The organism is Streptomyces sp. NPDC051320, from assembly GCF_040682175.1.
Taxonomy (GTDB): Bacteria; Actinomycetota; Actinomycetes; order Streptomycetales; family Streptomycetaceae; genus Streptomyces.
This window is the reverse complement of sequence record NZ_JBFBAL010000017.1, coordinates 1-16,813: the sequence shown is the minus strand read 5'-3', so window position 1 is coordinate 16,813 and position 16,813 is coordinate 1. Positions and strand designations below refer to the sequence as shown.

Annotated in this window: 18 protein-coding genes and 1 riboswitch; of the genes, 9 read left to right on the top strand and 9 right to left on the bottom strand. The window is 69.6% G+C overall.

Features of this window, described 5'->3' with window-relative positions:
- Positions 1–7: 7 nt before the first annotated feature.
- A complete protein-coding gene (locus AB0M87_RS29055) occupies positions 8–481 on the bottom strand; it encodes a C40 family peptidase (RefSeq protein WP_365858138.1) in 474 nt (157 codons plus the stop codon).
- Positions 482–484: 3 nt separating this feature from the next.
- A riboswitch (cyclic di-AMP (ydaO/yuaA leader) is annotated at positions 485–700 on the bottom strand.
- Between the two features lie 528 nt (positions 701–1,228).
- Here AB0M87_RS29055 and AB0M87_RS29050 point away from each other — a divergent pair.
- From AB0M87_RS29050 to AB0M87_RS29020, 7 genes are all read left to right on the top strand, one after another.
- A complete protein-coding gene (locus AB0M87_RS29050; protein WP_365858136.1) occupies positions 1,229–1,531 on the top strand; it encodes an urease subunit gamma in 303 nt (100 codons plus the stop codon).
- Positions 1,532–1,547: 16 nt separating this feature from the next.
- Positions 1,548–1,859, top strand: coding sequence for an urease subunit beta (locus tag AB0M87_RS29045; protein ID WP_365858286.1), 312 nt, complete (start codon positions 1,548–1,550; stop codon positions 1,857–1,859).
- Positions 1,852–3,573 (top strand): urease subunit alpha, encoded by a 1,722-nt coding sequence (locus tag AB0M87_RS29040; RefSeq protein WP_365858134.1) that lies wholly within the window; start codon positions 1,852–1,854, stop codon positions 3,571–3,573. Before AB0M87_RS29045 ends, AB0M87_RS29040 begins: the two co-directional genes overlap by 8 nt.
- 10 nt (positions 3,574–3,583) lie before the next feature.
- Entirely contained in the window at positions 3,584–4,285 is a 702-nt protein-coding gene (locus AB0M87_RS29035) for an urease accessory UreF family protein (RefSeq protein ID WP_365858132.1), read from the top strand.
- A 25-nt stretch (positions 4,286–4,310) separates the two neighbouring features.
- On the top strand, positions 4,311–4,985 hold the full coding sequence (ureG, locus tag AB0M87_RS29030) for an urease accessory protein UreG (RefSeq protein WP_365858130.1): 675 nt from the start codon (positions 4,311–4,313) through the stop codon (positions 4,983–4,985).
- Positions 4,982–5,740 (top strand): urease accessory protein UreD, encoded by a 759-nt coding sequence (locus tag AB0M87_RS29025; RefSeq protein WP_365858128.1) that lies wholly within the window; start codon positions 4,982–4,984, stop codon positions 5,738–5,740. The genes ureG and AB0M87_RS29025 overlap by 4 nt, the downstream gene beginning before the upstream one ends.
- A gap of 203 nt (positions 5,741–5,943) precedes the next feature.
- Positions 5,944–7,530: an alpha/beta hydrolase gene (locus AB0M87_RS29020; protein ID WP_365858126.1), complete on the top strand. Its 1,587-nt coding sequence runs from the start codon at positions 5,944–5,946 to the stop codon at positions 7,528–7,530.
- Between the two features lie 75 nt (positions 7,531–7,605).
- Here the strand turns inward: AB0M87_RS29020 and AB0M87_RS29015 are convergent, their stop codons facing one another.
- The 7 genes from AB0M87_RS29015 to AB0M87_RS28985 form a co-directional block, all read right to left on the bottom strand.
- The gene (locus tag AB0M87_RS29015; RefSeq protein WP_365858124.1) at positions 7,606–8,643 is read right to left on the bottom strand and encodes an NAD-dependent epimerase/dehydratase family protein; all 1,038 of its coding nucleotides are present in this window, start codon (positions 8,641–8,643) and stop codon (positions 7,606–7,608) included.
- 65 nt (positions 8,644–8,708) lie between these two features.
- Positions 8,709–9,410 (bottom strand): lysophospholipid acyltransferase family protein, encoded by a 702-nt coding sequence (locus AB0M87_RS29010; RefSeq protein WP_365858122.1) that lies wholly within the window; start codon positions 9,408–9,410, stop codon positions 8,709–8,711.
- Between the two features lie 50 nt (positions 9,411–9,460).
- On the bottom strand, positions 9,461–9,622 hold the full coding sequence (locus tag AB0M87_RS29005; RefSeq protein ID WP_365858120.1) for a hypothetical protein: 162 nt from the start codon (positions 9,620–9,622) through the stop codon (positions 9,461–9,463).
- Positions 9,623–9,676: 54 nt separating this feature from the next.
- Complete coding sequence (locus AB0M87_RS29000) at positions 9,677–10,630, bottom strand: cytochrome c oxidase assembly protein (RefSeq protein WP_365858117.1); 954 nt, start codon at positions 10,628–10,630, stop codon at positions 9,677–9,679.
- A gap of 130 nt (positions 10,631–10,760) precedes the next feature.
- Positions 10,761–11,786, bottom strand: a complete 1,026-nt coding sequence (locus tag AB0M87_RS28995; protein WP_365858115.1) for a 6-phosphofructokinase — start codon at positions 11,784–11,786, stop codon at positions 10,761–10,763.
- A gap of 157 nt (positions 11,787–11,943) precedes the next feature.
- On the bottom strand, positions 11,944–12,672 hold the full coding sequence (locus tag AB0M87_RS28990) for a glutamine amidotransferase (protein WP_365858113.1): 729 nt from the start codon (positions 12,670–12,672) through the stop codon (positions 11,944–11,946).
- 17 nt (positions 12,673–12,689) lie between these two features.
- Positions 12,690–13,928 (bottom strand): MurT ligase domain-containing protein, encoded by a 1,239-nt coding sequence (locus tag AB0M87_RS28985; protein ID WP_365858111.1) that lies wholly within the window; start codon positions 13,926–13,928, stop codon positions 12,690–12,692.
- 116 nt (positions 13,929–14,044) lie between these two features.
- On the opposite strand from AB0M87_RS28985, the gene def reads away from it, so the two are divergent.
- Entirely contained in the window at positions 14,045–14,578 is a 534-nt protein-coding gene (def, locus tag AB0M87_RS28980) for a peptide deformylase (protein WP_365858109.1), read from the top strand.
- A gap of 82 nt (positions 14,579–14,660) precedes the next feature.
- Here the strand turns inward: def and AB0M87_RS28975 are convergent, their stop codons facing one another.
- Entirely contained in the window at positions 14,661–15,302 is a 642-nt protein-coding gene (locus AB0M87_RS28975; RefSeq protein WP_365858107.1) for a TetR family transcriptional regulator, read from the bottom strand.
- 171 nt (positions 15,303–15,473) lie between these two features.
- Here AB0M87_RS28975 and AB0M87_RS28970 point away from each other — a divergent pair, with 171 nt between their 5' ends.
- A complete protein-coding gene (locus AB0M87_RS28970) occupies positions 15,474–16,703 on the top strand; it encodes an acyl-CoA dehydrogenase family protein (protein ID WP_365858105.1) in 1,230 nt (409 codons plus the stop codon).
- The last annotated feature ends 110 nt before the right edge of the window (positions 16,704–16,813 follow it).

Here is a 16,813-nt window from a genome sequence, read left to right as displayed (position 1 = left end):
CGCTTCTTCAGTTCACGCGCCCGTACCAGACGCTCTTGGTCCAGATCCGCTCCAGCCTGACCACGGAACCGGTTTTCGGCGAATGCCAGATCTTGCCGCTCCCCGCGTACAGGCCGACGTGGAAGACGTTCCGTCCGTAGTGGAAGAAGACCAGGTCCCCACGCCTGCGGTGGGAGGCAGTGATATGCCGCACTTTGTTGTACTGCGCCTGGGCGGTGCGCGGCAGCTTCTTGCCCGCTTTTTTGAACGAATAGAAGGTCAGCCCGGAGCAGTCGAACCGCGAGGGGCCGGCTGCGCCCCACTGATAGGGCGATCCCTTTTTGGATGCCGCGATCTGCACCGCTCTGGCGGCGTGTGCGGCCGCTTGGGCCTCGGGTGCGGCGCCGGGCGCCAGCGAGGTCCCCGCTACTGCGGCGAGTGTAAGGGCCGAGGCGGTTCCGGCCCGGGTGAGCAGAGACGGGATGTGAATCTGCGCAGTCATGCGCAACCCTTCGTCAAACCGCCTGAGAAGGTTGACCTGTCGGGTTCGGGCCGGCGAAGTTGCCCGGCCGCCGCGCGGTTGGCCGACTGATCGGTCGGCCGTCCTTGCAGCGGCTTCACCCCAAGGGGCGACATGTCTGTCGCCCCGAACTGCTTGGGTCCTCCACTCCTGCCGATCCACTCGTGTCGACCAGACGTCCGGGTACGGCGGCAGGACTCGGCGTCCGCCCGGACCGCCCCGCCGTGGTGGCGGGGGCTTGTCGTCCCAGGGATCTTCACTCACCGCGCGCCGGATTTCTGCCTGACAGTGCCGGTTCGCCAGTCCGCTCACCCCTGACCCATCCGAGTGGGCAGGGTCCCGGAAGCACCGACCGGCCGGCGGGTACGGGCCCCTCACCAGGTGTGCAGCCCCGCTCCGCGGCGGGTGCTCGGGCACGCGGTGCAAATCGGGACGAGCCGTCGGACCCGGCCCGTCTAAGTCTTCCGGGCGACGCCCATCGGGGTAGGGGTGGCAGCCGAAAGGATGGCGGGACGGTGTGTCTCCAGGGTCACCCTGCGCGCTTCGCCGAACGCACACCGCAAGCGACGATCATGGCCCAGCAAAAGGCCGGTTAACCTGCCGGAAAAACTTCCGCCCTAATGTGCAATGCCTGATGGCCTGGGGTTCCGCACCGTGTCAACAAAATGTTGAAGTCGTGTGGTCCGCGGTGCCCGACCGGGCCCGGGATGAAGACGGTGAGGCGGAAGCGTGCAACTGACACCCCATGAGCAGGAACGACTGCTCATCCATGTGGCGGCGGACGTCGCGGAGAAGCGCAGAGCGCGGGGCCTGCGACTGAACCACCCCGAGGCGGTTGCGCTGATCACCTCGCACATCCTGGAAGGTGCCCGGGACGGCCGTACGGTGGCCGAACTGATGGCGTCGGGGCGCAAGGTGCTCGCCAGGGCGGACGTCATGGACGGCATCCCCGAGATGGTCCACGAGGTCCAGGTCGAGGCGACCTTCCCGGACGGCACCAAGCTCGTCACCGTGCACGAGCCGATCGTCTGACCGGGAAATGGCACCGATGATCCCCGGAGAGATCCTGTATGCCGAAGACCCGCTGACCCTCAACGAGGGCCGCCGGGCCACCCGTCTCACCGTTCTCAACATCGCCGACCGCCCCGTGCAGGTCGGCTCCCACTATCACTTCGCCGAGGCCAATCCAGCTCTGCGCTTCGACCGCGCCGCGGCACAAGGCCGTCGGCTGAACATCGCCGCGGGAACCGCGGTGCGCTTCGAGCCCGGCATTCCCGTCGACATCGAACTGGTCCCCATCGCCGGGCTGCGCATCGTCCCGGGACTGCGGGGAGAGACCGCAGGAGCCCTCGATGGCTGAACTCACCCGCGCCGTCTACGGCGACCTCTTCGGCCCCACCGCCGGGGACCGGATCCGCCTCGCCGACACCGAGCTTCTCGTCGAGATCGAGGAGGACCGCTGCGGAGGCCCCGGCCGGGCCGGCGACGAAGCGGTGTTCGGCGGCGGAAAGGTGATCCGGGAGTCGATGGGCCAGTCCCGCGCCACCCGCGCGCAGGGCGCCCCGGACACCGTCATCACCGGCGCTGTGATCCTCGACCACTGGGGCATCGTCAAGGCCGACATCGGCATCCGGGCGGGACGTATCACCGGAATCGGCAAGGCCGGAAACCCCGACACGATGGACGGAGTCCACCCCGATCTGGTCATCGGCCCCGAAACCGAAGTCATCGCAGGCAACGGCAAAATCCTCACGGCCGGCACCATCGACGCCCACGTGCACTTCATCACCCCCACGCTCATCGACCAGGCGCTGTCGTCCGGGGTCACCACCCTCGTCGGTGGCGGAACCGGCCCGGCGGAGGGCAGCAAAGCCACCACCGTGACGCCCGGCTCCTGGCACCTCGCCCGGATGTTCGATGCGTTGGAGGGGTACCCGGTGAACATCGGGCTGCTCGGCAAGGGCAGCACCATGTCCCGCGAGGCGATGCACTCCCAACTGCGCGGTGGCGCCCTGGGGTTCAAGATCCACGAGGACTGGGGCGCCACCCCGGCCGTCATCGACGCCTGTCTGGGTGTCTGCGAGGAGACCGGCGCTCAGCTCGCCATCCACACGGACACGCTCAACGAGGCCGGCTTCGTCGGCGACACCCTGGCGGCCATCGCCGGGCGTTCCATTCACGCCTACCACAGTGAGGGCGCGGGAGGTGGACACGCTCCCGACATCATCACCGTCGTCTCCGAGCCCAACGTCCTGCCCAGCTCCACCAACCCGACCCGGCCGTACACCGTCAACACCATCGAGGAACACCTCGACATGCTGATGGTCTGCCACCACCTCAACCCGGCCGTTCCCGAGGATCTGGCCTTCGCGGAGTCCCGGATCAGGCCGTCCACCATCTCGGCCGAGGACATCCTGCACGATCTGGGTGCCATCTCGATCATCTCCTCGGATTCCCAGGCGATGGGCCGCATCGGAGAAGTCACGCTCCGCACCTGGCAGACCGCCCACGTGATGAAGCAGCGCAGAGGCGCCCTGCCGGGCGACGGCCGTGCCGACAACCGTCGCGCACGTCGCTATGTCGCCAAATACACCATCAACCCCGCCGTGGCGCAGGGCCTGGACCGGGAGATCGGCTCGGTGGAGAGCGGCAAACTCGCCGATCTCGTCCTCTGGGCCCCGGCCTTCTTCGGCGTGAAACCCCAGCTGGTTCTCAAGGGCGGACAGATCGCCTACGCCCAGATGGGGGACGCCAATGCCTCCATTCCCACCCCGCAACCGGTACTGCCCAGGCCGATGTTCGGAGCGACCGGGCGGGCCCCGGCGGCCAATTCGGTCAACTTCGTCACGCAGGCCGCCCTCGACGACGGTCTGGCCGAACGCCGAGAACCCGGCAAGGCATTCGTCGCGATCAGCAGCACCCGCGCCATCGGAAAGGCGGACATGCGGGAGAACGACGCGCTGCCCCGCGTCGAGGTCGACGCCGACACCTTCACCGTGACCATCGACGGTGAACCCGTCGAGCCGGCATCGGCTGCCGAACTTCCCATGGCCCAGCGCTACTTCCTCTTCTGATGGACGATTCATGAGCGATCCGGGAAAGACGCCTCCGAGGAGCCGATCGGCGCTGCTGATGCTGGCCGACGGCCGGTTCCCTGCCGGCGGTCACGCCCACTCCGGCGGCGCCGAACAGGCCGTGGTGGCAGGGCGGATCAGCGACGCCGGGGACCTGACGGACTTCTGCCTCGGCCGATTGCACACCACCGGACTCACCTCCGCGGCGCTCGCCGCCGCTGCCACGCTGGGAGCCGATCCCCGCGTACTCGACGAGGCCGCCGACGCCCGGACACCCTCGCCCGCCCTGCGGGCGGCCGCCCGCAAGCTCGGCCGCCAGCTGATGCGGGCCGCACGCGCCACCTGGCCGTGTCCCGAACTCGACGCGCTGGCCGCCGCACTGCCACGCGGCGCGCACCAGCCCGTCGTCCTCGGGGTCACCGCCCGCGCGGCGGGACTCGGGGCCGGCGACGCCGCGCACTGTGTCGCCTACGAGACGGTCAGTGGTCCGGCCGGTGCGGCCGTCCGGCTCCTCGGCCTCAACCCTTTCGAGGCCACCGCCGTCCTTGCCCGCCTCGCACCCGAGATGGACCGGGTGGCGGACCGGGCCGTCGCGGCCGCGGCAGAGGCCGTGCGCAACGGTCCGGACCGATTGCCGGCCGCCTCCGCGCCGCTGCTCGACATCGCCGCGCAGGCGCACGCCGCCCGGCCGGTACGCCTCTTCGCCTCGTAACCCCTGACGCCACTGGAGCACGCACATGCACCTCGATCATTCCGGCACCGCCATGGCGGTCAGCGCCGATGCGGCCCGCCCCGACGGAACGCGGCGGGCCCTGCGCATCGGCCTCGGCGGCCCGGTGGGCTCCGGCAAGACCGCGACCGTCGCCGCCCTCTGCCGTGCGCTGCGCACCGAACTGTCCATCGCCGTCGTCACCAATGACATCTACACGCGTGAGGACGCGGAGTTTCTGCTGCGCTCCGCGGTGCTGCCGCCCGAGCGGATCCAGGCCGTCGAAACGGGGGCCTGCCCGCACACCGCCATCCGGGACGACATCTCGGCCAACCTCGAAGCGGTCGAGGATCTGGAGGAAGCCGTGGGACCGCTCGACCTGATCCTGCTGGAATCGGGTGGCGACAACCTCACGGCGACCTTCTCCAAGGGGCTCGTCGATGCCCAGATCTTCGTCATCGACGTCGCGGGGGGCGATGACATCCCGCGCAAGGGCGGTCCCGGAATCACCACCGCCGATCTTCTGGTCATCAACAAGACCGACCTCGCGCCGTACGTCGGGTCGGACCTCCGCAGGATGGCCGGTGACGCCGCCGACCAGCGCGGCGAACGACCGGTCCTCCTCACCTCGTTGAAGGGCGAGGACGGCGTACGACCGGTCGCCGACTGGGTACGCGCACAGCTCGCCGGCTGGGCCGTATGAGCCTGCGGGCCACGGCCCGTATCGCTGCCGCCCCCGACGGCCGGGGCGGCACGGCCCTGCCGGTCCTGATGAGCGACGGACCACTCGCCCTGCGGCGTACCCATGGCCCCGGACCGGCGGCCAGGGTCACCGTCGTCGGGGCGATGAGCGCGCCGCTGAACGGGGACCGGCTCGCCATCGAAGCCGAGGTACGGGCCGGTGCGCGGCTCCGGGTCGGTTCGGCTGCTGCGACGATCGCACTGCCCGGACCCGCCGACGAACCCAGCCGCTACGACATCCGCATCGGTGTCGGGGAGGGGGCCGAACTGAGCTGGCTGCCCGAGCAGTTGATCTGCGTACACGGCGGGCGGCTGCAGATGACCACGCGTATCGAGCTGGCCCGCAGTGCCCGGCTGGTCCTGCGCGAGGAGCAGATCCTGGGCCGGCACGAGGAAGCCCCCGGCACATTGAGCACCCGGCTCACCGTTCACCGTGCCGGTCGGCCGTTGCTGGACCAGGAGCTCAGCTTCGGTGCCGGGGCGCCCGGCGGGTGGGACGGTGGCGCCGTCCTGGGAGGCCACCGGGCTGTCGGGCAACTCCTCATCGTGGACCCGGCGTTCGAGGCGGCGGACCGGAAGCCGGCGCCCCGGCTGCTCGGCGACACGGCAGCGCTCACCCCGCTGGCCGGGCCCGCTGTGCTGATCACCGCGCTCGCCCCCGACGCGCTGCGGCTGCGGGCGCTGCTCGACGAGGCGGTGATAACGGAGGCTCGGTGAACCGGGAGCGGCGAACCGGGGCCCCGAGACACACAGGCCTCCCACAGCGCGTGCACCGCTCACCGTTTCCCACCGTCCGCATTGCGGGTTGGTAAAGAAACGCCCACGCGGCCTTTTGTCAGGGACCGTTCACACGCCAGGATCCGCCGTACGTACTGAAGAGCACCGCCACAAGCGGTGCCTCACAGAGGGGGAGGTACCACGTGAGGCGTACCACAGCGCTCGGCTCGGCCGGCGCTCTGGCCGCGGTGACCCTGATAGCGGGCGCCATGGCAGCTCCGTCGGCCACCGCGGACGGCCGCCACCACGGCCATCACGGCAGTCCCGAGGCGCGGGGTGCCGCGATCGTTGCCGCCCGGGCCGCACGGCAGGGCATCGACTGGCAGGACTGCCCCGCAGACTGGGCACTCGCCAAGCCGGTCCAGTGCGGCTGGGTCACGGTGCCGGTCGACTACGCCAGGCCGGACGGACGCCAGATCAAACTGGCCGTGGACCGTGCGGTGAGCACCGGCACCGGGTCCGAGCGGCAGGGCTCACTGGTCTACAACCCGGGCGGCCCCGGCGGTTCCGGAATGCGCTTCCCAGTCCGCAGCACCACTCACAGCGCCCTCTGGGTCAACGCGGCCAAGGCGTACGACTTCGTGGGCTTCGACCCGCGCGGTGTCGGCCACTCGGCGCCGATCTCCTGCATGGATCCCCAGGAGTACGTCAAGGCCCCGAAGGCCGACCCGGTGCCGGACAGTGAAGCCGACAAGCTGGCCCAGCGGAAGCTCGCCGCGGAGTACGCGGACGGCTGCCAGGAGCGCAGCGGCGCCATGCTGCCGTACATGACCACGCCGAACACCGCCCGCGACCTGGATGTCATCCGGGCGGCCCTCGGTGAAAAGAAGCTCAACTACCTCGGTGTCTCCTACGGCACCTACCTGGGCGCGGTCTACGGGACGCTCTTCCCGTCCCATGTCCGCAGGATGATCGTCGACAGCGTGGTCAACCCCAAGCAGTCGAACATCTGGTACGAGGCCAACCTCGGCCAGGACGTCGCCTTCCAGAACCGCTGGAACGACTGGGAGACCTGGGTCGCCAAGAACGACGCCACCTTCCACATCGGCACCACCCGGGCGGCGGTCGAGCAGGAGTGGCTGAAACTGCGCGCCACCGCGAAGAAGCACCCGATCGGAGGAGTCGTCGGTCCCGCCGAGCTCCTCGGCCTCTTCCAGAGCGCTCCGTACTACGACTCCTCGTGGGTGCCGGTCGCCAAGACCTGGAGTGCTTACCGAGCCGGAGACACCCAGGCGCTGGTCGACGCGGCAGGACCCGACATGTCGGATGTCGCAGGCAATGCGTCGGCGGAGAACGGCACCGCGGTCTACACTGCTGTCGAATGCGCCGATGCCAAGTGGCCGACCAGCTGGCGCAAGTGGGACCGGGACAACACCCGGCTCCATGCGGAGTATCCGTTCCTCACCTGGTCCAACGCGTGGATGAACTTGCCGTGCGCGACCTGGCCCGCGAAGCAGCACACGCCGGTGGACGTACACACCGGCAAGGGCCTGCCGCCGGTACTGATCGTGCAGTCCACCCGGGACGCCGCCACCCCGTTCCAGGGCGCCGTCGAACTGCACAAGCGCTTCCAGGGCTCGCGCCTGATCATCGAGAAGGACGCGGGGTCGCACGGTGTGACCGGCCTGGTCAACCCGTGCATCAACTCCCGCGTCGACAGTTATCTGCTGACCGGCCGGACCGACAGCCACGATGTGACGTGCGGCCCGCACGCCACACCGCAGCCGTGACGCCTGTCGGCCGGTAGCCGGGGGAGTGGGGGCTGCTGCACCGAGCAGCCTCCACTCATGACGAACACCCAGCGCTCATGCCGGGCCGTTGAGCCAGGCGTCCTCCGCCGCGTAGTCGAAGAGGTCGAGGTGCGGGTCGTACGCCTTCGCCATGGCGGGGAAGGCCTCCCGCCAGTCCCGGCCGCGCAGTTGTGCGGTGAGCCATTCCACCGTCCGCGGCAGCGACTCGGCGTACCCGGTGACCGGGCGGTAGCCGAGTTCCCGCTCGGCGGCGGACATGTCGTACACCACCGGATGGTCGACCCCCCACGGAGTGTTCCCGACCTGAGCGGGACCCTCGACGAGTACCAGCTCGCTCCGTACCCCCATGGCCTGGTCGACCGCCGCGCTGATCTCGGCGACGGTGGGAGCCTGTGGGTCCGCCGCGTTGAGCACCCGGGCCGCCGGTTGCCGCGCGGCCAGCCGGATCATTTCGGCGAGGTTCGAGACATGGGTCGGATGGAAGCGGCTCCGGCCACCGTGGGCCAGGACGCGCACCGGCCGTCCATCGAGCGCGCGCTTGACGAAGAACAGCTCGCGCGGCGTGCGGCAGTGCGGGCCGTGGATGGCACCGGCCCGCAAAAGGGTCACCGGAAACGTTCCGGCCACAGCCAGCAGATGGCGCTCCAGGGCGACCTTCCGGGTGCCGTAGGTCGCCGGTCCCGGGGCCACCGTTCGCTGGTCCTCGGGGATCGGCACCGGGTAGCGGGGGAACCCGTCGGGTTCACCCTGGGTGTCGAAGCTGCGGCCGTCGGCGTCCTCGTACACCGCGCCGCTGGAGATCACCACGGCTGATCCGATCCGGTCGGCCAGAGCGGTCAGCTGCCTGGCATGGTCCTGTCCGTACGCCACCATGTCGACCAGTACGTCGCAGCCGTCGCCGAGCGCCGCGGCGAGTGCCCCCTCGCTGTCCCGGTCGACATGCACCGTTCGCACACCGTCGGGCATGTCTTCGTCGCGCGCCGTGCCGCGGGAGGCCGCCCGAACCTCCCAGCCGTCCGCGACGAGCGCGCGCACCGCCGCGCGACCGATCTGGCCCGTCGCTCCCAGTACAAAAGCGTTTCCGGTAGTCATGAGACCGACGTTAGGGCCCGCGCTCCGGACCTGCCCGAGAACTTCTGCTGAGGGCTGATCCGCCGTCAGCGCAGCCGCTTGGGGAACTTCTTGGCGTGCGCCGCCTTCACGTCCGCGGCGTACTGGTCGACGTATTCCTGACCGGAGAGACCGAGGATCGCGTACATGATCTCGTCGGTGACGGCGCGCAGCGCCGCCTTCTGGTCCTCCATGCCGGCATAGCGGGTGAAGTCCAGCGGTTCGCCGAAGCGGATCGTGACCTGCTTGATCTTCGGCATCTTCTGCCCGGGAGGCTGGATCTCGAAGGTGCCGACCATGGCGCACGGCACCACCGGCGCCCGCCCCTTGATCGCCATCACGGCGACGCCGACCTTGCCCTTGTACAGCTTGCCGTCGTGCGAGCGGGTGCCCTCCGGATAGATGCCGAGCAGCTCGCCCCGGCTGAGCACACCGAGCCCCTCACGTACCGCGGCTTTCCCGGCCTCCTTGCCGGAGCGGTCGACCGGGATCTGTCCGGCGCTGCGGAAGAAGGCCGCGGTGAGCTGGCCTTTGGCGCCCGGGCCGGTGAAGTACTCCTGCTTGGCCAAGAACGTGATGCGGCGCCTGATGACGGCCGGCATCAGGAAGTGATCGGAGAAGGACAGATGGTTCCCGGCCACGATGGCCGCGCCGTCCTCCGGGATGTGCTCGCGGCCCTCGATCCTGGGCCGGAAAAGCAGCCTCAGCAGTGGCCCGAGAACGGCGTATTTCAAGATGTAGTAGAACAACCTGAGCCCTTCAGTCCGCCGGACCTGCCTCGATGCGCGTGCTCGCCGGCTCAGTCGGTGCCGCGCGAGGCGATCATTCCTAGGGTCACCATCCCCAGGATCACCCAGCCGAACCACAGCCAGCCGCTACTGCCGAGCACCGCCGAGTACCCCGTGACCATGACCAGGGCGCCGACGGTCATGACACCCATCGCTTTCGTTGAACCGGGCATGTCCGCTCCTCCTCGGGCCGGAGGACCATCGTCGCCCCGAAGGGCCCTTCGGCGCTACTGGCCGCGGGCCTGCAACGAAGCGAGATAGGCGTTGTACGCCGCCAGCTCCTTGTCGCCGTCGCGGTCCGCGGCCCGGTCCGAGCGCCTGGCGACCCGCTGCTCGGAGCGGTACCACTGGAAGACCAGCGCGATCAGCACGATCACCGAGGGGACCTCGCTGAACGCCCAGGCGATTCCGCCCGCCGCCTCCTGATCGGAGAGTGCGTCGATGCCCAGCGAGAGCGGCGGGTGCCGGTACGTCTGCACCATCGGCTGGGTCGCCATCATCAGGGCGATGCCGAAGAAGGCGTGGAAGGGCATGCCGGCGAAGAGCTCCATGATCCGCATGATGTAGCCCGGCCGGTGCGGCCCGGGGTCCACGCCCATGATCGGCCAGAAGAAGACCAGGCCGACGAGGAGGAAGTGCACCATCATCGCGATGTGCCCGGTCTTCGACCCCATCAGGGTGTCGAACAGCGGGGTGAAGTACAGCCCGTAGAGGCTGGCGATGAAGAGCGGAATGGTGAACGCCGGGTGCGTGATGATCCGCAGGTAGCGGCTCTGCAACAGCGCCAGCAGCAGTTCCCGCGGCCCCTTGCGGTTGCCGCGGCCGGCCACCGGAAGCGCCCGCAGCGCCAGCGTCACGGGTGCGCCGAGCAGCAGCAGGATGGGGGAGAGCATGCTGATGATCATGTGCTGCACCATGTGCACGCTGAACATCACCATGCCGTAGTCGTTCAGCCCGGTGCACATCGTCACGGCCACGGTCAGCACACCGAGGGTGAAGAGCACGATCCGGTGAGTCGGCCAGCTGTCGCCTCGCCGGCGCAGCCGCACCACACCCCACCCGTAGAGTGCGAGAGCCAGCAGACAGCCGATCAGGAAGAAGGGGTCCGCCGAGAACTCCAGCGCCCGCCCCAGCGTGAACGGCGGCAGATCCATGGTCATGCCGTGCCCGCTGTGATCCATCCACTCACTCCTGATTCGTGCCTGATGTCCGCACAAGACTAGAACTGCCCCCGGCCGCGGTTGCGGCCGGGGGCAGTTCATACCGTATCGGACGATTACGGAGCGCTCGTCGGGGTATGACGCGGAGCGGTCAGAGCACGCACTCGGCTTCGGCATACCGCTCGGCCGGCACCGTCTTGAGGGTCTCGACGGCCTCCGCCAGCGGCACCATGACGATCTCCGTGCCGCGCAGCGCGGTGAGCATCCCGAAGGCGCCGCGGTGCGCCGCCTCCACCGCGTGCCACCCGAAACGTGTGGCCAGTACCCGGTCGTACGCGGTGGGGGTACCGCCGCGCTGAACATGGCCGAGTATCACCGGCCGGGCCTCCTTGCCGAGCCGCTCCTCGAGCTCGACCGAGAGCTGCCTGGCGACACCGGCGAAACGCTCGTGGCCGTACATGTCCTTGCCGCCCACATCGAAGCTCATCGAACCTTCGCGGGGCTTGGCGCCCTCGGCGACCACGACGATGGCGAACTTCTTGCCGGCCGAGAACCGCCGGCCGACCAGTTCGGAGAGCTCACCGATGTCGAAGGGGCGCTCCGGGACCACAATGGCGTGCGCACCGGCAGCCATGCCCGAGTGCAGCGCGATCCAGCCGGTGTGGCGCCCCATGACCTCGACGATCAGCACCCGCTGATGCGACTCGGCGGTGGTCTTCAGCCGGTCGAGCGCATCGGTCGCCACGCCGACGGCCGTGTCGAAACCGAAGGTCACGTCGGTCGACGCGATGTCGTTGTCGATCGTCTTCGGTACGCCGACGATCGGCAGCCCCGCCTCGGAGAGCAGATGGGCCGCCTTCAGGGTGCCCTCGCCGCCGATCGGGATGATCGCGTCCAAGCCCAGGTCGGCCACGTGGCCCCTGGCGCGTTCCACGCCGTCCCGCAGATGGGCGGGCTGGACCCGGGACGAGCCGAGGATCGTCCCGCCGCGGGCCAGGATGCCGCCCACCGCGTCGAGGTCGAGCTTGCGGTAGTCGCACTCGAGCAGGCCCTTCCACCCGTCGTGGAAGCCGATCACCTCATCGCCGTGGTCGACGACGGCACGGTGAACGACCGAGCGGATGACGGCATTCAGGCCGGGGCAGTCCCCGCCGGAGGTGAGCACACCAATTCGCATTGCCCGACAAACCTTTGCAACGTGGGCCTGTGACCGGACCACGTCGTCCGGCTGGATCCCCGTCACCATACCGGCGCGGGGCAGCCGGACCGCACCTGACGTCCGACTGCTGGACACCGCTCAGATGTACGTCCGGGGCCTCATGCGGGTTGCGCCGCTACGCGGGCTGGGTCGCCGCGGCGACGCGTTCGGCGCGCAGCGCCTCGTACCACCGGTCGTCGGTCGGCGGCAGCGCGTTCACGTCGAGGGCCAGCTTCAGCAGCAGATCGGCGATCTGCGGATTGCGGGCCAGTACCGGGCCGTGCATGTACGTGCCGAAGACGGTGTCGTTGTACGCCCCCTCGGTGCCGTCGCCGGTTCCGTTGCCCCGGCCGAGGCTCACCCGGGCGAACGGGCGTGCGGTGGGGCCGAGATGAGTGATGCCCTGGTGGTTCTCGAAGCCGGTGAGCGGCGGCAGACCGAGCCGCTGGTCGATGTCGCCGTACACATCGCCCACGCAGCGGTCGCCCTCCCCGCGGGTGGAGACCACGTCGAGCAGACCGAGGCCCGGCTCACGCTCGCCGAGGTCGTTGATGAACTCGTGGCCGAGGATCTGGTATCCGGCGCAGACCGAGAAGATGATCGCCCCGTTGGAGGCCGCCCGTTGCAGGCCGCCGTCCCGCCGCAGTCGCTCGGAGGCCAGCCGCTGCGGGCGGTCCTCGCCGCCGCCGATCAGGTAGATGTCACCGGACGTCGGCACCGGCTGGTCGCTGCGTACGTCGATACGTGTCACGTCGAGACCGCGCTGACGGGCGCGGCGCTCCACCACCAGGGCGTTGCCCTGGTCCCCGTAGGTGCTCAGCAGATCCGGGTAGACCCACACCAGACGCAGGCTGTTCTCGCTCATCATCGTTTCCTCTGCGGTCAGTTGCCGACGCGGCGGCGCACGTCCTGGAACGCGGTGTAGTTGCCGATCAGTTCGATCCGGCCGGGCGGTGCGTACTGAACGGCCTCGTCCACGCTCTCGCAGACCTGGAACTGCAGATTGGCCACTTCCAGGCGGACCGCGAGGTCCAGTTTGCGGTCTCCGATCACGAAGATCGGATGGCCGGCAAGGCGGGTGTAGTCGACGTCCCACAGCCAGGAGGTGTCCGTGCCGTCGGCGCCGCGGGCGTTGACCGCCAGGATCACCGGGGTGGGCGGCGGGTCGATCAGCGAGAACGTCTCCAGCCAGCCCGCCGGGTTCTTGGCGAGCAGCAGGCGCAGTTCACGGCCCAGGAACGACACCACGTCATAGCGGCCCGCGACGGCCTGCACCGCGTACATCCGCTCCAGCGCCACTTGGGGCGGTACCCCGAAGGTGGCGGCGACGGCCGCCGACGTGGTGGCGTTGGCCTTGTTCGCCCGGCCCGGCAACTGCAGATGGATGGGCCACGCGGAGCCGTGCGGATCCAGCACGTGATCGCCGGAGAGTGCCCAACTGGGCGCGGGGCGACGGAAACCGCAGTCGGCACAGAACCAGTCGTCGTTCGGCCACTGCAGTACACCGCCGCAGGAGGGGCACGACCAGGCGTCGTCCTTCCACTCCTGACCCGCGGCCACCCACACCACGGTGGGTGAGGAGGAGGACGCCCAGACGACCAGCGGGTCGTCGGCGTTGGCGATGACCACGGCTTTGGTGCCGGCCAGCCCCTCGCGCCACCGCTCGGCCAGCATGCGGGTCTCGCCGGCCCGGTCGAGCTGGTCCCGGGAGAGGTTGAGCAGGGCGATCGCCTTGGGCGTGGTGTCGCGCGCCACCCCGGCCAGGTACTTCTCGTCGACCTCGATCACGCCGTAGCGCGCGTCCGAGCCGCCGGCCAGCGCGGAGGTGATCCCCGCGGGCATGTTGGCACCCAGGGCGTTCGAGACCACCGGGCCGGCGGCCCGCAGGGCCTCGGCGATCAGCCGGGTCGTCGTCGTCTTGCCGTTGGTCGCCGACACCAGGATCACGTCCAGGTGCTGCGCGAGACGTCCCAGCAGGTCGGGGTCGAGCCGCAGTGCGACCTTGCCACCGATCACCGACCCGCTGCCGCGCCCCGCGGCGCGCGATACCGCTGCCGCGGCCTTGCCTGCCGTCACGGCCAGTTTGGCCCGCGGCGACAGCGGCTCCGTGTTGCCTGCCATCGTTCTGGATCCTCCTTGCGTCGGCGCGGGGCTCAGCCTATCGAGATCCGGCCGCCTGCCCGACCTCGGCACCACCGGCGGCGATGTCCAGCTGGGTGGAACGTACCCTTGCCGCCATGCGAAACCGCCCGATCCCCGGTAGTTCCGGACGTGTGCGAGCGATGAAGCCGCTCGGTGATCCGGTGCTGCACGCTCCGTGCGAAACGGTGGCCGAATTCGGCCCGTCGCTCGCGCAGCTCGTCGAGGACCTGTTCGCGACGATGTACGCCGCCCGCGGGGTCGGTCTCGCGGCGAACCAGGTGGGCGTGGCGTTGCGGGTGTTCGTCTACGACTGCCCGGACGACGAGGATGCCCGCCACCTCGGCCATCTGGTCAACCCCCGGCTGGTCGAGGCGGACGGGATTACCGTGCGGGGCGCCGAGGGCTGTCTCTCACTCCCGGGTGTCGAAGCGGGCACCCCTCGCTTCGATCACGCCGTTGTCGAGGGCTTCTCGGTGACCGGTGAGCCGGTCACCGTCAGCGGTAGCGGATTCTTCGCACGCTGTCTGCAGCACGAGTGCGACCATCTCGACGGCACCGTCTACACCGACCGGCTCACCGGTTGGCGCAGACGCAAGGCGCTGCGCGCGGCCGGCCGGCGGTCCCGGTAGGGCGCCGATCGAGGCCGGCCGGATGGGCGGCGGCGCTCAGTGAGACCGGTCGGTGGCGTTCGGGCAGGCCGGCCGGTGGCGTTCAGAAGCCCGGACCGCCGGCCCGGTCCCCGACCGCGGCCAGCCTGCCCCAGAGCAGATCGGCCAGGCTGCTGACCAATCGGTCGCGGGAGCACGGGCGTTCACCGAGCCACCAGTCACCGGCCGCATGCATCATGCCGACGATGCCGTGGCCCCATACCCGGGCCAGCTGATCGCTGTCCGGGCCGAGGTCGACGCGTTCGGCGATCACCTTGGCCAGTTCCTCGCCGAGCCGGCGCAGCAGCGGCGCCGAGTGCAGTCCGACGTCGAAGGCCTGCTCGGGCTGCTGGGAATCGTCGGCCGGATGCATCAGGAACCGGTAGACCTGCGGCCGCGCCTCGATCGCCGCGAGATAGGTGTCGAGCGTCGCCTCGACGCGTTCGCGCCGCTCGGCAGGGGCGTCCAGCGCGGCCCGTAGGGCGTCGAGCAGTGCGTCGGTGTGCCGCTTGGCGAGCGCCCGGTAGAGACCGCCCTTGTCCCCGAAGTGCCGGTAGAGGATGGGTTTGGTGATGCCTGCCTCGGCGGCGATGGCGTTCATGGACGCTTTCGGTCCGTCCCTCAGGACGACGCGGTCGGCCGCCTCGAGCAGTTCCCTGCGTCGCCGGTGTGCGGCCGGCTGCTGCTTGGCTTCTGTGGTCCCCATGGTGCCTCTCCCCGCCCCTGCGAATTCCGTTCCCCCGCGAAACGTAACACCCTGTTCGATACCGGTGCTGACCGTGCCTTCAAAGGTTGACAGAGGCTACTTGCGAGTAACACACTCAAGTTACCGTTAGTAACGCATGGATGAAATGACCGCCGCAGTGCTGGAGGGGACATGGCCGAGTTCACGCTCGAACTCAACGACGACCAGAAGCAGGTCCGCGACTGGATCCACGGGTTCGCAGCAGACGTCATCCGCCCCGCCGCCGCGGAGTGGGACGAGCGTGAGGAGACGCCCTGGCCGGTGATCCAGGAAGCCGCCAAGGTCGGCATCTACTCCCTGGACTTCTACGCCCAGCAGTTCTTCGACCCGAGCGGTCTCGGCATCCCGATGGCCATGGAGGAGTTGTTCTGGGGCGACGCGGGCATTGCCCTCTCGATCGTCGGCACCGGCCTCGCGGCGGTCGGAGTTCTCTCCAACGGTACCGAGGAGCAGATCGGCACCTGGATCCCCCAGATGTACGGCGACACGGACGACGTCAAACTCGCAGCCTTCTGCTCCTCGGAGCCCGATGCCGGTTCCGACGTCGCCGCCATGCGTACCCGTGCGGTGTACGACGAGGCGAGCGACGAGTGGGTGCTCAACGGCACCAAGACGTGGGCGACCAACGGCGGCATCGCCAACGTGCATGTCGTGGTCGCCGTCGTCGACCCGGAGCTGGGCTCCAAGGGACACGCCTCGTTCATCGTCCCGCCCGGCACCCCGGGCCTCTCGCAGGGCCAGAAGTTCAAGAAGCACGGAATCCGTGCCTCGCACACCGCCGAGGTCGTCCTCGAGGACGTTCGGATCCCCGGCCACTGCCTGCTCGGCGGCAAGGAGAAGCTGGACGAGCGGCTGGCCCGGGCCCGGGAGCGGGCCAAGGCGGGCGGCGGCGAGAGGGTGAAGAACGCTGCCATGGCCACCTTCGAGGCGTCGCGTCCGGCAGTGGGGGCCATGGCCGTCGGCACCGCCCGCGCCGCGTACGAGGTGGCACTCGACTACGCCAAGACCCGCAGCCAGTTCGGCCGCCCGATCATCGACAACCAGGGTGTCGCCTTCCAGCTCGCCGACATGCGCACGCAGATCGACGCCGCACGGCTGCTGGTCTGGCGCGCCTCCTGGATGGCGACCACCGGCAAGCAGTTCACCTCGGCCGAAGGCTCGATGTCCAAGCTGTACGCCAGCGAGACCGCCAAGAAGGTCACCGCCCAGGCCATCCAGATCCTCGGCGGCAACGGCTACACCCGCGAGTACCCGGTGGAGCGTATGCACCGGGACGCCGCCATCTACACGATCTTCGAGGGCACCAGCGAGATCCAGCGCCTGGTGATCGCCCGCACCCTCTCCGGAATGCCCATCCGCTGAACCTTCCGACCGACCCGGTGTCCGGGCCGCCACCGCGGGGCCGGCACCGGGGGCGGGGGATGGCGGTGGCAGGGCGGAAAGGTAACGCCCCCCGCAGGGCGGGGGCGGGG

What these genes read in the sequence shown, in the direction of transcription:
- AB0M87_RS29055 (WP_365858138.1), bottom strand. Translation starts at nt 481, where the DNA reads ATGACTGCGCAGATTCACATCCCGTCTCTGCTCACCCGGGCCGGAACC.
- AB0M87_RS29015 (WP_365858124.1), bottom strand. Translation starts at nt 8,643, where the DNA reads ATGACTACCGGAAACGCTTTTGTACTGGGAGCGACGGGCCAGATCGGT.
- AB0M87_RS29035 (WP_365858132.1), top strand. Translation starts at nt 3,584, where the DNA reads ATGAGCGATCCGGGAAAGACGCCTCCGAGGAGCCGATCGGCGCTGCTG.
- AB0M87_RS28995 (WP_365858115.1), bottom strand. Translation starts at nt 11,786, where the DNA reads ATGCGAATTGGTGTGCTCACCTCCGGCGGGGACTGCCCCGGCCTGAAT.
- AB0M87_RS29000 (WP_365858117.1), bottom strand. Translation starts at nt 10,630, where the DNA reads ATGGATCACAGCGGGCACGGCATGACCATGGATCTGCCGCCGTTCACG.
- AB0M87_RS29025 (WP_365858128.1), top strand. Translation starts at nt 4,982, where the DNA reads ATGAGCCTGCGGGCCACGGCCCGTATCGCTGCCGCCCCCGACGGCCGG.
- AB0M87_RS28990 (WP_365858113.1), bottom strand. Translation starts at nt 12,672, where the DNA reads ATGAGCGAGAACAGCCTGCGTCTGGTGTGGGTCTACCCGGATCTGCTG.
- ureG (WP_365858130.1), top strand. Translation starts at nt 4,311, where the DNA reads ATGCACCTCGATCATTCCGGCACCGCCATGGCGGTCAGCGCCGATGCG.
- def (WP_365858109.1), top strand. Translation starts at nt 14,045, where the DNA reads ATGCGAAACCGCCCGATCCCCGGTAGTTCCGGACGTGTGCGAGCGATG.
- AB0M87_RS29045 (WP_365858286.1), top strand. Translation starts at nt 1,548, where the DNA reads ATGATCCCCGGAGAGATCCTGTATGCCGAAGACCCGCTGACCCTCAAC.
- AB0M87_RS28970 (WP_365858105.1), top strand. Translation starts at nt 15,474, where the DNA reads ATGGCCGAGTTCACGCTCGAACTCAACGACGACCAGAAGCAGGTCCGC.
- AB0M87_RS29040 (WP_365858134.1), top strand. Translation starts at nt 1,852, where the DNA reads ATGGCTGAACTCACCCGCGCCGTCTACGGCGACCTCTTCGGCCCCACC.
- AB0M87_RS28985 (WP_365858111.1), bottom strand. Translation starts at nt 13,928, where the DNA reads ATGGCAGGCAACACGGAGCCGCTGTCGCCGCGGGCCAAACTGGCCGTG.
- AB0M87_RS29005 (WP_365858120.1), bottom strand. Translation starts at nt 9,622, where the DNA reads ATGCCCGGTTCAACGAAAGCGATGGGTGTCATGACCGTCGGCGCCCTG.
- AB0M87_RS28975 (WP_365858107.1), bottom strand. Translation starts at nt 15,302, where the DNA reads ATGGGGACCACAGAAGCCAAGCAGCAGCCGGCCGCACACCGGCGACGC.